The 13,316-nt window shown below is 62.5% G+C and carries 11 protein-coding genes; 4 read left to right on the top strand and 7 right to left on the bottom strand.

All coding sequences use genetic code 11. The features are described from left to right. Positions 1-11: 11 nt before the first annotated feature. The 5 genes from AC3WQR_RS05250 to AC3WQR_RS05230 all read right to left on the bottom strand — a co-directional run bounded on the left by AC3WQR_RS05250 (position 12) and on the right by AC3WQR_RS05230 (position 4,763). Complete coding sequence (locus AC3WQR_RS05250) at positions 12-1,004, bottom strand: FAD binding domain-containing protein (RefSeq protein WP_395322589.1); 993 nt, start codon at positions 1,002-1,004, stop codon at positions 12-14. Continuing rightward, on the bottom strand, positions 991-1,821 hold the full coding sequence (locus tag AC3WQR_RS05245; protein WP_395322587.1) for a 2Fe-2S iron-sulfur cluster-binding protein: 831 nt from the start codon (positions 1,819-1,821) through the stop codon (positions 991-993). The genes AC3WQR_RS05250 and AC3WQR_RS05245 overlap by 14 nt, the downstream gene beginning before the upstream one ends. Before the next feature lie 229 nt (positions 1,822-2,050). Continuing rightward, positions 2,051-2,512 carry a cyclophilin-like fold protein gene (locus AC3WQR_RS05240; protein ID WP_395322585.1) on the bottom strand — a complete coding sequence of 154 codons (462 nt, stop codon included), beginning with the start codon at positions 2,510-2,512 and terminating at the stop codon, positions 2,051-2,053. Next, positions 2,509-3,639, bottom strand: coding sequence for an MFS transporter (locus AC3WQR_RS05235; RefSeq protein WP_492741357.1), 1,131 nt, complete (start codon positions 3,637-3,639; stop codon positions 2,509-2,511). The genes AC3WQR_RS05240 and AC3WQR_RS05235 overlap by 4 nt, the downstream gene beginning before the upstream one ends. 92 nt (positions 3,640-3,731) lie before the next feature. Next, complete coding sequence (locus AC3WQR_RS05230) at positions 3,732-4,763, bottom strand: alpha/beta hydrolase (protein ID WP_492741356.1); 1,032 nt, start codon at positions 4,761-4,763, stop codon at positions 3,732-3,734. Between the two features lie 191 nt (positions 4,764-4,954). On the opposite strand from AC3WQR_RS05230, the gene AC3WQR_RS05225 reads away from it, so the two are divergent. After that, positions 4,955-5,854 carry a LysR family transcriptional regulator gene (locus AC3WQR_RS05225; RefSeq protein ID WP_395322581.1) on the top strand — a complete coding sequence of 300 codons (900 nt, stop codon included), beginning with the start codon at positions 4,955-4,957 and terminating at the stop codon, positions 5,852-5,854. Here the strand turns inward: AC3WQR_RS05225 and AC3WQR_RS05220 are convergent. Next, positions 5,838-6,761 (bottom strand): LysR family transcriptional regulator, encoded by a 924-nt coding sequence (locus AC3WQR_RS05220; RefSeq protein ID WP_492741327.1) that lies wholly within the window; start codon positions 6,759-6,761, stop codon positions 5,838-5,840. The two genes, AC3WQR_RS05225 and AC3WQR_RS05220, sit on opposite strands and share 17 nt — an antisense overlap. Positions 6,762-6,854: 93 nt before the next feature. Between AC3WQR_RS05220 and AC3WQR_RS05215 the strand changes: the two genes are divergently transcribed. The 3 genes from AC3WQR_RS05215 (at position 6,855) to AC3WQR_RS05205 (ending at position 8,565) form a co-directional block, all read left to right on the top strand. After that, positions 6,855-7,280: a (R)-mandelonitrile lyase gene (locus AC3WQR_RS05215; RefSeq protein ID WP_395322577.1), complete on the top strand. Its 426-nt coding sequence runs from the start codon at positions 6,855-6,857 to the stop codon at positions 7,278-7,280. Positions 7,281-7,361: 81 nt separating this feature from the next. After that, positions 7,362-7,814 carry a (R)-mandelonitrile lyase gene (locus tag AC3WQR_RS05210; protein WP_395322655.1) on the top strand — a complete coding sequence of 151 codons (453 nt, stop codon included), beginning with the start codon at positions 7,362-7,364 and terminating at the stop codon, positions 7,812-7,814. 49 nt (positions 7,815-7,863) lie between these two features. Then, positions 7,864-8,565, top strand: coding sequence for a carboxymuconolactone decarboxylase family protein (locus AC3WQR_RS05205; RefSeq protein WP_492741355.1), 702 nt, complete (start codon positions 7,864-7,866; stop codon positions 8,563-8,565). Between the two features lie 499 nt (positions 8,566-9,064). On the opposite strand, the gene AC3WQR_RS05200 is transcribed toward AC3WQR_RS05205, so the two are convergent. Then, positions 9,065-13,105: an NACHT domain-containing protein gene (locus tag AC3WQR_RS05200; protein WP_492741326.1), complete on the bottom strand. Its 4,041-nt coding sequence runs from the start codon at positions 13,103-13,105 to the stop codon at positions 9,065-9,067. Between the last annotated feature and the right edge of the window lie 211 nt (positions 13,106-13,316).

Here is a 13,316-nt window from a genome sequence, read left to right as displayed (position 1 = left end):
ATTTCCCTTCTTCACGCCAGGCGCGAAGCGCGCATCAGCGCCCGCACCACAGAACGGCGACCCAGTTCCACTTTGTGGGCGTTGTGCGCCAGCGGACGCGCATCGCGCAGCGCGGCTTCGGCAGCGCGTTGGAATGTGGCCTCGTCGGCACGCTGGCCCACGAGCACCGCTTCGGCCTCGGCACTGCGCCAGGGCTTGTGCGCGACGCTGCCCAGCACCACGCGCGCCTGCCTGATCCTGCTGCCGTCCATGTCCAGCGCGGCGGCCACGGAGACCATCGCGAAAGCGTACGAGGCGCGGTCGCGCACCTTCAGGTAGTGCGAGTTGCGCGCGAAGTCTCCCGCGGACACGGGTAGCTCGATCGCGACGATCAACTCTCCATGCTCCAGGTTGTTGTCGCGCTGCGGCGTGTCGCCCGGCAGCCGATGGAAGTCGGTGATGGCGATCAGCCGCTCGCGGCCGTCCGGCGCGCGCACACGCACCCTGGCATCGAGTGCGTACAACGCCGTGGCCATGTCGCCGGGATAGGTCGCGACGCAGGCTTCGCTCCAGCCGAGGATCGCGCCGATCTTGTTGAGGCCCTCGCGCGCGCCGCAGCCACTGCCGACCTCGCGCTTGTTGCACGGCATGGATGTGTCGTAGAAGTAGTTGCAGCGCGTGCGCTGCAACAGGTTGCCGCCGTTGGTGGCCATGTTGCGCAGCTGACCCGAGGCGCCCGCGACGATCGCCTGCGTGAGCAGCGGGTAGTTCTCGCGGATCAGCGGGTGGTTGGCCGTTTCTGTGTTGGTGGCCAGGGCCCCGATAGAGAGGCCGGCGCGCGTGCGCTGGATGTCGCGCAGCGGCAGGCGGGTGATGTCGACCAGGCGCGTCGGGCGCTCGACGTCTTCTTTCATCAGGTCCAGCAGATTGCTTCCGCCCGCGAGGTATTTGGCTTGCGGCAGGGCCGACATGGCGGCGGTCGCGGACGTGGCATCCGTTGCCCGCACGTACTCAAACGGTCGCATGGCCGTCCTCCTTGCTGGGTGTCGTGGTCATCGCCAGCTGCGTCTCGGTGGCGAAGCCCCAGGTCTGTGCGGCCTGCCGGCCCGAATGCACCTCCTGAATCGCCGCGACGATGCCCGGATAGGCACCGCAGCGGCAGATGTTGCCGCTCATGCGCTCCTTGATCTCGTCGTGGGTCAGGCGCGTGGTGGTCTTGCCGACGTTCTCGGTGACGTGGCTGACCTGGCCGCGTTGCGCTTCGCCCAGCATGCCGACTGCGGAGCAGATCTGGCCCGACGTGCAGTAGCCGCACTGGAAGCCGTCGTGCTTGATGAAGGCCGCCTGCATAGGATGCAGCTGGTCTCCCTTCGCCAGTCCTTCGATGGTCGTGACCTCCCGGCCCTGCAGCGTAGCGGCCAGCGTCAGGCAGGAGAGGACGCGTTGTCCGTCCACCAGCACGGTGCAGGCGCCGCACTGGCCCTGGTCGCACCCCTTCTTGGAGCCTGTCAGCGCAAGGCGCTCGCGAAGCGCGTCGAGCAGCACGACGCGTGAGTCGATGTCCAGCGCATGCGGTGTGCCGTTGACCAGGAAGCTGACCTTCACGACGTTCTGCGCGACGACGGGCGCGGAGGCCGCGCCGGGCACAGGCGGCATCTGCGCGAGCGCAGATTCGGTCGCCAGCAGGTTGGCGGCGAAGAGGCCGACGCCACCGCCGCCGGTCTGCATCATGAACGTGCGTCGCGCTTGACCCACGTCGTTGAGTGCGGGCATCTCTCGAAGCAGTGCCGCTTCGTCCGCATTGAGTTCGGACGGGAGATCATTCTTGATTTCGTGGGGCATGGACGGTGTCCTTTCAAAATGGGATGCGGTGGCAGTTCGCCAGCTCATCGCGGTGCGTGTTGGCCGGGCCGTGCTTGACCGTGCGCTGCGAAGCCGTCTGCGGGCTTTTTTGGTTGTTCTTTGCCGCGTTCGACTGTGTCAAACACGCCGCGCGTCGACTACGTGACAAATGCTTAATGCCTTTATTACTTCAGCTAATGAATTTCAGGCCGCGGGCTGCGTTGAGTCTTCATTGCCTTGAGAATCCGACCTTGACGCTGCCCTGTCCAAGCGCTTGCGCCAACCCGGCCGGGTCGTCCACCCGACCCAGACGCGTGTACGAATACTGCGAATCGAAGGTCAGATAGAAGACGACTACGGTGCTCGTGCCGTACAGCATGAGGTCGCCGTTGCGGATCGTTCCCGGTCGCCTAGCGTTCGCGGGCAACTCCTTCGCCAAGTCGAACTTCTTTTCGTTGGCGTTGAGATCGGTCATGTCGAGCGTCATCGGCAGTCGCGCAGCGAACGCACGGGCGGCCTCCGTATCGGCCAGGGTCACGGCCATGCGACGTTCGCCGACGGTCATCCACATGCGTGACTCGGCGTGACTGGCACCGACAGCGAGCAGGCCGATGCACAGGCCCGCGAGGTGCAGGCGCCACCGTCTGCGAGGTTTGACCGTCGTGGCGAAAGGAACGAGGCTTTGGGTCATGTCGATTTCGTGCGGTCAGCACGCGCTGTCAAGACAACCAGAAACGCGCCGATCAGCAACAAGCCGGCGCTGAAAACAAAGGTGCTCCGGTAGCCACTGCCGTCGAACAGCAGGCCACCCACCGTGGAGCCGAGCGCGATGGAGAGTTGCACCACCGCCACCATGAGCCCGCCGCCGGCTTCGGCGTCTTGCGGCAGCGTGCGTGCGATCCACAGCCACCAGCCGACCGGCGCTGCGGTTGCCACCAGGCCCCAGACGCCCAGCAGGACCGTCGTGGCAGACACCGAGCCTCCCACGGCGATAAGCGTTACCGCGATCGCGGCCATCAGCACCGGAATGATCGTCAGCGTGCCGTAGAACCCGAGCTTCAGAAACCGGCCGACGACCGTGGTGCCGACGAAGCCAGCGACACCCAGCGTCAGCAGCACCAGCGGCAGCGCTGACACATCGACCTGCGTCACTGTCTCCAGGAACGGCCGCAGGTAAGTGAACAGCGCGAACTGCCCCATGAAGAAGATGCCAACTGCCAACATGCCGAGCACGACCAGCCGGTTCTTGAAGAGCCTGAAGACATTGCCCGAGCCACGCGAACGTGGCTGTACCTTCATGGCCGGCAGGCTGAACCACTGCCAGACGAATGCGATCGCCGCGACTGGCACCAGGCAGAAGAACGCGCCGCGCCACCCGATGACCGAGGAGAGGAAGGAGCCCAGCGGCGCCGCCACGACCGTGGCCAGCGCATTGCCGCTGTTGAAGATCGCGAGTGCACGCGGCACCTTGGACGGTGGCACGAGTTGCATGGCGGTGGCCGCCGACATGGACCAGAAGCCACCGACCACGACACCGATCAGCGCTCTGCCCGCCATGTAGGTCAGGTAGTTGGGTGCGAGCGCGACGATGGCCCCCGAGAGGCACATCAGCGCGGTCAGCGACAGCAGCAGTGCCTTGCGGTCGATCCTCGTGGCGATTGCCGAGATCGACAGGCTGGTGAGCACCGCGAAGGCGCCGGAGATGGCGATGCCCTGCCCCGCCATGCCTTCGGTGACCTTGAGGTCGGTCGCCAACGGCGTCAGCAGGCTGACGGGCATGAACTCCGAGGCGATCAGTGCGAAGACGCACAGCGTCATCGCGAAGACTCCGCCCCAGTGGGCTGGCTGCGCTTCGCTTCGTTCGTCCAAAACGGCGCTGCCGGCCGACGCACCAATGGCTTGTGCCGTCATCAGGCGCTCGCCCCAACGAGGTGCTTGTTGAAGAACGAGGTCAGCTTGTCGAAAGGGATCAGCGTGACGCGGTCGTACAGATCCACATGGCCGGCGCCCGGAACGATGAGCAGTTCCTTCGGTTCGGCGGCGCGCTTGTAGGCGTCTTCGCTGAACTCCCTGGAATGCGCCTGGTCACCAGTGATGAACAGCATCGGCCGAGGCGAGATCGTCTCGATGTCGTTGAACGGGTAGAAGTTCATGAACTTCACGTTGCTGGTCAACGTCGGCATCGTGGTGGTGCGCGCCGATGCGCCCTTGGGGGTGAACTCGCCGCGCGGCGTGCGATAAAAATCGAAGAACTCGCGTTGGATGGGATGCGTGTCGGCTGCCAGCGCGAGCACCGTTCCGCCGGTGTATTGGACAGCGCCGCCGTTGAACTCCGCCTGCCGTTGCTCGGCGGCCGCAGCGATGATCTGCTTGCGCTGAGCGACCGTCTGCGAGTGGTTCAGCGCATCGCGGTTGGCCGAGCCCATGTCGTACATGCTCACCGTAGCGATGGCCTTCATCCGCGGATCGATCTTGGCTGCACTGATGACGAAGCTGCCGCTGCCGCACACGCCGATGGCGCCGATCTGCTGCCTGTCGACGAGCGCCTGGCTGCCAAGGTAATCGACTGCAGCGCTGAAGCTCTCGGCATACATGTCGGGCGAGACTGCATTGCGCGGCTGTCCGTCACTGCCGCCCCAGAACGCGAGGTCCAGCGAAATCGTCACGAAGCCCTGTTCCGCCATCTTGGTCGCGTACAGGTTCGCGCTCTGCTCCTTCACCGCCCCCATGGGATGACCGACGACGATCGCCGGGCTGCGCTTCTTGCGGTCCAGCTTTTTGGGAAGGAAGAGGTTTCCTGCGATGGTCATCTGGTACTGGTTCTTGAAGCTGACCTTTTGCACGGTGACTTCGTCGCTCGTGTAGAAATTGTCTGCGCCGTTTGACAACCGGGTCCTCTTCTTCGGCGCCGCTGCCAATGTGGCGCCAGTCGTCGACAACATGCCGGCGGCAGCGGCGCCGGTGCCAGCCATCTTCAAAAATTCGCGGCGATCGGAAGGGGTGTCTGTTTGGGTTTTCATGGTCGATGTTCCTTTACGGCAAGTCTGCCGATCGACGAGGAAATTGACTAGGTAATGAATGCTTAATACATTTATTACCCTCACTAATCAGTGCACGCCTCGCGAAGACCAACATGCCAAGACGCAATCTCAACGACCTCCTGGCCTTTGTGACGGTGGCCCGCGAAGGCAGCTTCACCAAAGCGGCCGGCACATTGGGCGTTACGCAATCGGCGCTCAGCCAGGCGATCCGCGGCCTGGAAGAAGGCCTGCAGATCCGCCTGCTCACACGCACCACACGCAGCGTCGCACCTACATCGGCTGGAGAGCGACTCATGAAGGCGATCGGCCACCGCTTCGACGAGATCGAGGCCGAACTCGACGCGCTTACCGAATTGCGCGACAAGCCCGCCGGCACCGTGCGCATCACCTGCGGCGACAACGTGCTGCACACGGTGCTGCTGCCCAAGCTCACGCCGCTGCTGCGCGAGTACCCGGAGATCAAGCTGGAGTTCGACATGAACTACAGCTTTCGGGACATCGTGGCCGATCGCTTCGATGCGGGCGTGCGCATGGGCAACACGATCGACAACGACATGATCGCGGTGCCGATCGGGCCACCGTTGCAGATGGCGGTGGTGGCATCGCCCGAATACTTCGCCGTCCATTCCATCCCCAAGACGCCGGCCGATCTGACGAAGCACGCCTGCATCAACCAGCGCATGCCAACATCGGGCGGACTCTATGTGTGGGACTTCGAGAAGCGTGGCCGAAAGGTCAACGTCCGCGTGGATGGGCCGCTGATCTTCAACACCGCGCCTCCGCAGATCGACGCATCGCTGGCCGGGCTCGGCATCTCGCTGCTGCCGGAAGACGAGCTGATGGCGCACATCGACTCGGGGCGGCTGGTTCGCGTGTTGCAGGACTGGTGCCCCAAGTTCGCCGGCTACCACCTGTACTACCCCAGCAAGCGGCAGCCGTCGCCGGCCTTTTCGCTGGTGGTAAAGGCATTGCGCTTCAGCGCTTCGCGGTAAAAGCAGTTCGCTCGGGTTTGCGATACCTGAGCGCCTCGATCACCAGCGCCAACGCCGGCGCGATCTGGCGCCGGTTCGCATAGTAGAGGTGATAGCCCGGAAAGGTCGGCCACCAATCTTCCAGCACCGGAATCAGTCGGCCTGCATCAATGTGTGGCTTCATCAGGTCGTAAGGAACATAGGCAAAGCCCAGGCCGTCGAGCGCTGCCTGCAGCATCAGGGCCGTGCTGTTGAAGATGGTCTGCCCGTCGACCTTTACGTTGACCGACTTTCTACCCTTCTCGAAATCCCACGCGTACAGGTTGCCGCGCGTCGACAGGCGCAGGTTCACGCACCGGTGTTCGGTCAGGTCCTGCGGCGTCTTCGGCGATGTCTTGCCTGCCAAGTACTCAGGGGAGGCAGCCACCGACATCCGCATGTCGGGCGAAATTCGCACGGCCACCATGTCCTTGTCGATGCGGTCGCCGACTCGCACGCCGGCGTCGAAGCGCTGCGCCTCGATGTCGGTGAAGCCGTAGTCGACGCTGAACTCAATCTGGATGTCGGGGTACTGCTTGAGCAAGGGCATCAAGCGAGGCCAGAGCGCGGTGCCGATGGCGTGGTCGTGTGCGGTGATGCGCACCGTGCCGGCCGGTTTGTCGCGCATCGCGCTGAGCTGACCTAGTTCGGCCTCGATCTCCTGCAGACGCGGCGCCACCGTGTCGAGCAGACGCGCGCCGGCTTCCGTGGTCGAAACGCTTCGGGTGGTTCGCGTTAGAAGCCGCACGCCCAGCCGCGCTTCCAGCCCCAACATCGCGTGGCTCAACGCCGAGCGCGAAAGACCAATTTGCGCTGCCGCTCGGGTGAAACTCCGCTCGCGAGCGACCACCACAAATGCTTGCAGATCGTTCAGGTTTTCTTTGGCCATTGGTGATTGTTTTGCACAGGTGCATGCTGATTTTGCAGTCTTCTCAGAAAACCGGCGCAGAAATACAGTGGGGCGAATGCAAAGGCACCTCCTATGAAACTCATCCGTCCCGGCACTCGAGCATCCGCCAAGGGCCCTGCTGAATGCTTCACTGGCTCCGTCCGCATCGACTTGCTGAACAACCCGCCGCCGCCTGCGCGCACGTCGTGCGCCAGCGTCACCTTCGAGCCCGGTGCGCGTTCAGCTTGGCATACCCATCCACTGGGCCAGACACTGATCGTCACAGCGGGCTGCGGGTGGACCCAATGCGAAGGCGAGCCGATCGTCGAGATTCGTGCGGGAGATGTCATCTGGTGCCCGCCCGGCCACAAGCACTGGCACGGCGCGACCGCCACAACTGCGATGACGCACATTGCCGTGCAGGAAGCGCTCGACGGCAAGAACGTTGAATGGCTGACGCACGTTACCGATGCAGAGTATTTCGCAGGCCCGGCGGCCACTGCCACAACGCATGGCTGAGCTATTTCTTTGAGCTGGTTTCAGATCAACAAGGAGTCCCATTTGAACCACCATCTTCGCGCCTTGGGCGCATGTCTTTGGATGGCGCAGGCCTGCGCGGCTTACGCCGTGGAACCCGCCGTGCCCATCACAGCCCAGCAGATTTTTCGCGCGGGAACCACGCCATCCGTGGCTGGTCCTGAGGCGGCCTTCACCGGTCGCGTCAGGGTCGATCAGCTCTGGCCCGCCACCAGCGGGATTACCGCAAGCGGCGGCTACGTTACTTTTGAGCCGGGTGCACGTTCTGCGTGGCACACCCATCCTGCCGGACAGCGGCTGGTCGTCATTTCAGGTGTAGGGCGCACACAGGAGTGGGGCAAGCCCGTTCAGGAACTACGAGCCGGGGATGTCGTCTGGTGCCCGCCGGGTGTGAAGCATTGGCACGGTGCATCGCCTGCAGTGGCGATGACACATCTTGCGGTGACAGGAATGCTCGATGGAAAGAACGTCGAATGGATGGAGAAAGTCAGCGATGAACAGTACACAACACGTTAAGCGCTTCTCGAAGCTTGCCCTCGGCCTGGCAATCGGCGCTGTGGCCATGATGGAGCATGCGCCCTCGCATGGACAGACCTCAGCGGCGACGCAGCGGGAGTCTGCGTCCGATACCCTCTCCATGCGCCAGCAGGCCATCGTTCCGATCGCGGCGTTCGGCGCTTCTGGTGACATGGCCCGGCTCGCTACCGCGCTCAATCAGGGCCTGGACGCCGGATTGACCGTCAACGATGCGAAGGAAGTGCTCATCCAGCTCTACGCCTACGCAGGATTTCCGCGCAGCTTGAACGCTTTGAACGAACTGATGAAGGTCGTCGAAGCACGCAAGCAACGCGGCATACAGGATGCACAAGGGCAGCTGCCTGGAAGGCCCATTCCAACCGGCGAAGCGCTGCTCGCGGCAGGCACCGCGAACCAGACCAAGCTGCTGGGCGGTCCCGCAAAGGGCGCCATCTATGACTTCGCGCCAGTGGTGGATCAGTACCTGAAGAGCCATCTGTTTGGTGCCATCTTTGAGCGCGATAACTTCGATTGGCAAAGTCGCGAACTCGCAACCGTCGGGATGTTGTCGGCGTTGCCGGGGGCTGACGCGCAACTGCAGGCACACATGGGCTTCAGCATGAATGTGGGCATCACGGCGGGCCAGCTGGATCAGTTAACGAAGGTATTGGCCACGAAGGTGGATGGGCAAGCTGCAACGCGGGCTCACGATGCGCTTGCGCGCCAACTGGCGTCGCGGACAAAGAGCTGAGTGAATCGTTGAGGTTGTTTGTAGCAAGGATGGAAATCCTCGCTCTGCGTGCACTACCCCGAGCAGACCGTCATCCACCTTAAAAAGTATCTATCGCGCTTCCCTTTCGCCGGGCGCGTGCAAAGCGTTTAGCTGCAACGGCTGCGTTGCAGGGCGGAGCAGCCTTTCGCTGGCGGACTCCGGACGGTCGCAATCGCTGCGAAGCCGCCATTCGGGTCGGGGTACGACGTTCGTACTCGATGACGGTATGGAGGTCAGCTTGGTGGCGTGGGAGCCGGTGTTTGAGCACCGCCTAGCCTCGCTGAGGCGGCCATTTGGTCCTTTGATCCGAAGACGCGGAGCGATCGGGGTCGCCTTGGCGAATCAACAGCTATTAGTCGCGGTGAGACCATCTCTGCACGCTAGGAAATGACGGATATCGATTCCGTCAACTAGTCGACAGATTCCTCGACACTGGCTCGACCGAATGCGAGACGGCTAAGGAGCACCTTTGGGTCTTCTAAACAAGTGATGCGGCCGTGCCGGATTTCCCGCTACGCACCGAACAATCGAGCACGTGAATCGTGATCGATCGCTTCTCTTCGTCCGACAAACCCGCCTCCAGCATGGCCTGTAGTTCTTCGGGCGTCTGCGGTCGCACTCCCGTCGAGGGCAGTGGAATTCGCTTGGTCTCGCCGAGCCAGAGCACGACGTAGATGCCGTAGCCCTTGGCCCGGGGATCGGCCGCATAGCGCGCCATCAGCTGTGCCCGGGTGGCCGTCCATAGATCCTTGTTGCGATCGTGCTTGATTTCGATGGGCACGCCACCCAGCGAGCCGATGGTGCACCATGCGTCAGAACGCTTGCCGTCGACGTGGTGGGTCTCGGGCAGGCAGTCGACCTCGAAGCGCGCCAGCCGAACGCGCAGTTGGTCTGCGAACGTATTGCGGCAAAGCTCTTCATGTCTCGGATTGGTGGCCTTCTTGTGGTGATCAGCGTTCCAGTAGGCAAGGTTTAGATTCAGGTCGCTGCGGCGGACTTGTTCTTCTAGGTCTTCAATCGTGTCGTTCACGACGGCCGCGATCTCGGCCGGGTTGGAAGGTGCGCCCTGCTGCAGAGCCGTGCAGACCTGCGGCCAGCTGGGCCGCTTGTACGTTGCATCGCGACAGACGACGCGTTGGGCGGCGCGAGCCTCCCGTAGCTTTGCTCCCCATTCAATAAGAGCAGGCAGGCTTTCGAGGCGTTTGAGTTGCTCGGTGCTCTCGGTATCAGGTCTGCCCGCCAAGTCGTTGATGAAGTGTTTGACTAGATCGGCGCGGTTCATCTCAGGGGTAACCCAACCGGAGCCGGCGAGCCGCGTGGGCGCGCAACCGGCGGCAAGATGCTCGATCAGCAATCCCAGCACGTTCGATGGGTACAGAATTCCGTCGCCACCAGCCTCATGGAGGTGGTGAAGGAATTCGGCGAAATGTCGGACAGCCGGAGCGCGGCGTTGCAAGTAGCGGCCCGCTAGCTGCAAATAGTGATCCGGGTCCAGAAGCAAGCCTGCGGCCAGCCAGCATGCGCGCTGCGGCCCGTCCACTTTAGGCGCTTGGACGCGGATTTGGATGAGAGGCAGTAGCTGATTGTGTACAGGAAGCGTCAGTGCCGAGTGAAGCATGTCCGTGAGTGCACTGCGAAGATTGGGGCGTGCACGCAAGGGGAATTGCGCCAAGAGCGGCAGTAAGCACGTCCTTGTCACTTCGGCATATGCCTGTTCGCGAAACAGATGTGTGGCATGTGGGCTTCGGGTCTCCCATTGCATCGCGGCCGTGAAGTAGAAAGTCAGGGCATCAGCCATGCATTTCGGCCGGGATGCGACGGCAGCAGCCACCCAGGTCTCATGGTCCTCGACCGAATGCACCAAGTGGGCCACCAGTGCGGCAACGAGGCGAGTGTCGGATAGCGAGTCAAGAAAGGCATGATCCTGGAGGTAGGCCAGCTCCAGGCTGATCAGCGCTGGGGCGTTCAGCACCATCACCTTGTCCTCGGCGATGGCCGCCAAGGTTTCTTTCACAGACGGCAGGTCTTTTCGTGCGATCGTCTTGCGTAGCGCCGCAAGCGCGGCCTGGACGAGTTCTTCGTCGCTTGCGAACAGGCTTGTGAGCCTTTCGTGGGGCGTGTCGCCGCTGATCTCGTAATGCTTGTGTTCATACAGCTCGGCCACGAGATTCAGGATGTCGAGCGGCACCAGCGGCAGCGCGAAATCAGCTAGCCGCGCGCGATAGGAGTCGCGCCGTTTGGCGGACTCGCGTTCTCGTTCCTGCCGGGTTGTGGCTTCATCCAGTTTCCACTGCCAATGCTCGAAGCTGCTGGTGAGCCTGCCGGCGAGCGACTCCTGCCACCCCCGAAACGCTGCGAGGCTTTCGCACGCGATCAGTATTTCCTCGAGTCCGGGTTCGGGCTCGTTAGGAATGGCATTGAGTGCCTGGACAAAGTACTCCTTTGCCTGAACCTCCTCGGCCATCGCCTGGGCCTTGGCGAGCCACCACGTCGCCTCGTTTGCCGGCGCCTTGGCCCCGTGCAAACGAGCCTTGGCCGACCACATCCGATTTTCCCTTCCCACGTACCGTGCCAAGGCGAGATCCAGCAGCGAGAAGTAACGTTGCGGGCGGGATTGCAGCCACTGCTGGACCAGCGGTTTGTCGTCGTTCTCGAGCAAGCTCTCCGCGTGCTTGCCGCAAGCTGCGTCCAGCCAGTTCAGCAGGCGCTCGTCCAGAACTTGATCCGCGCCATGCTTCAGCACGCGGGTCAGCAGGCCGCTGACGGCCTTCGCGTACTCGCGCAGTCTGTCCCCTTTGTGAAGTTCTGTTCGTGCGGCGAACGCGTCCAGCAGGGCTTGGGCTTTCGCGGCATCGAGCTGGTTGAGATCGCGCCGCCAGAACATCGTGTAGCTACCGATTAAGGTTGCTCTTTTCGGCGAGTGAAGGAAGGCCGGAAGATCCGCGGACGAAAGCGCTCGCGGATACATCGCCTTCAGTAGGGCGCCAAGGAGTTCGTCGTCGCTGTCCGACACCAAGCCAGAGCCGATGTCGTCCAGTAAGGCGCGCAGAGAGAGATCGTTTACATCAACCCTATCTAAATAGATCTTCAATGCACGCCCGCGCACGGCTGGCCATCGAGAAGCATCCCGGACCATGGACAGCAGGGGATGCGTCGCAAAGGCGTCAGGCAACGCGTGGCGTAGTCCTTCCAGTAGGGCGAGCACGACGAGCTGATGGTTCTCGGTTCGATCGGCATCGGCCACCCACAAGTTAACCACCGGCAGCATTTCCGGCGTGACCAAGGCTGCAAACGGCTGGCCTCCCCGTTCGTACCAACGGAAGGACGCTGAAACCGCGATGTCACCGCCAAGCCTAGCCATAAGTGCTGACTTTTCGGCGACTGAGAAGTTTCTCGCGTCGCCATATAGGAGAACACCAAGCGAATCGAGTTGGGTGAATGTGCCCCGCGCCGCAGCGGACATCGAGGCCAGCCAGCCGGACAATCCGCGCATGCTGCTAACGATTCCACCGTCTGAGCCGCAGATCAGTGCTAGCACACGCCGCAGTGTGAGTTTCTCCTGCAGGCGGTCAGTCAAGCAGCGGGCAGTGAGGAATTCCGCCACAGTCCTGTGAACAGGAGCGAACAGATCGCGCCCGACCGATTTGAATAGGCGACTGGCCAACGCTTCGTCCAGTGGAAGCCCCTCGGGGTTGGGCACGGTGTTCAGCCTGATCACCCGCTCTGGAGGGTTTTGCGAGTGCGTGAATCCGGCGAGGTCGGCGATCAATTGAATGGCACAAAGATAACCGGCGGCCTTTTGAAGCCGACCTTCATCCGGCGCCGTCTTCCGGGTAGCGGCGATGTGCTCCTCGTTGTGTTCCTGCACGAGCCGGTCGCACGCCATCTGATAGACGGCCAGTCGAGTTTCGGGCCAGGTGTTGCCCGGGCCGACTGCCGTGGCCAGCATGCCCAGGGTCTGCGGGTTGAACAGGAGGTCTGTCAGCCCGTGCTGTTCGGCCGAGGTGATAAAAGCCTGGGGATCAGAGACACCGTGGTTGGCGGGAAGAATTTCGGCAACGTCAATGAGCGTCAACGGTTGCAGGGTGAACACTTGGACTTGTTCGCCTGCGGGGAGAAGCGACTGGAGTTTGGAAGCATCCGGGTTTCCCAGCCAGTCGGTAGCACGGCATGAAAGGCGGAATCTGCGGCATCCCAGCTGCTTCAGTTTCCTGCGGATATTGTCCAGGGGAACTCGGCCGTCGACGGTGCCTGCCCGTGTTTCGTCAAGACCGTCGATAAACACCGGTGTCGCCAAGTCCTTCAACTCGGGATGATCTAGCGCTAGAAAATCGCCAGCGCTGACGAGAAGGCCGCCTCCAACATCGGCTTCGTGTTTGAAGGCTTCGCTCTTGCCCAAACCGGGATCGCTCAGCAGCACGTACGCCGTCAAAGCACGCGTTTCACTCAACGGCGTCGGATCAATGGGACCATCTTTGGTGTCGGATTGATGCACGCATGTGCGCGAGACCAGCAGCATCTGCCTCCCTTACCGCTCTTGGGTTCGTTTCGCGAAGCCATCGATGTTACTGTGGCGCGCGATGGCCAGCCCATTCCTGACTTCAAATCCATCGCAGATTTTCGCCATACCAATGGAAAGGGCATCCGCAATGTCTACTGTCGCCATCGGCTCGCGCAAGGCTTGCGGGCTATCAAGGTGCAGTTGGAGAATCGGCCGGGCCGCCACCTCT

Source organism: Variovorax sp. FW305-3-2-15-B-LB1 (assembly GCF_058787635.1).
The sequence above is the reverse complement of the archived record's forward strand: the minus strand, read 5'-3'. Positions and strand labels throughout refer to the sequence as shown.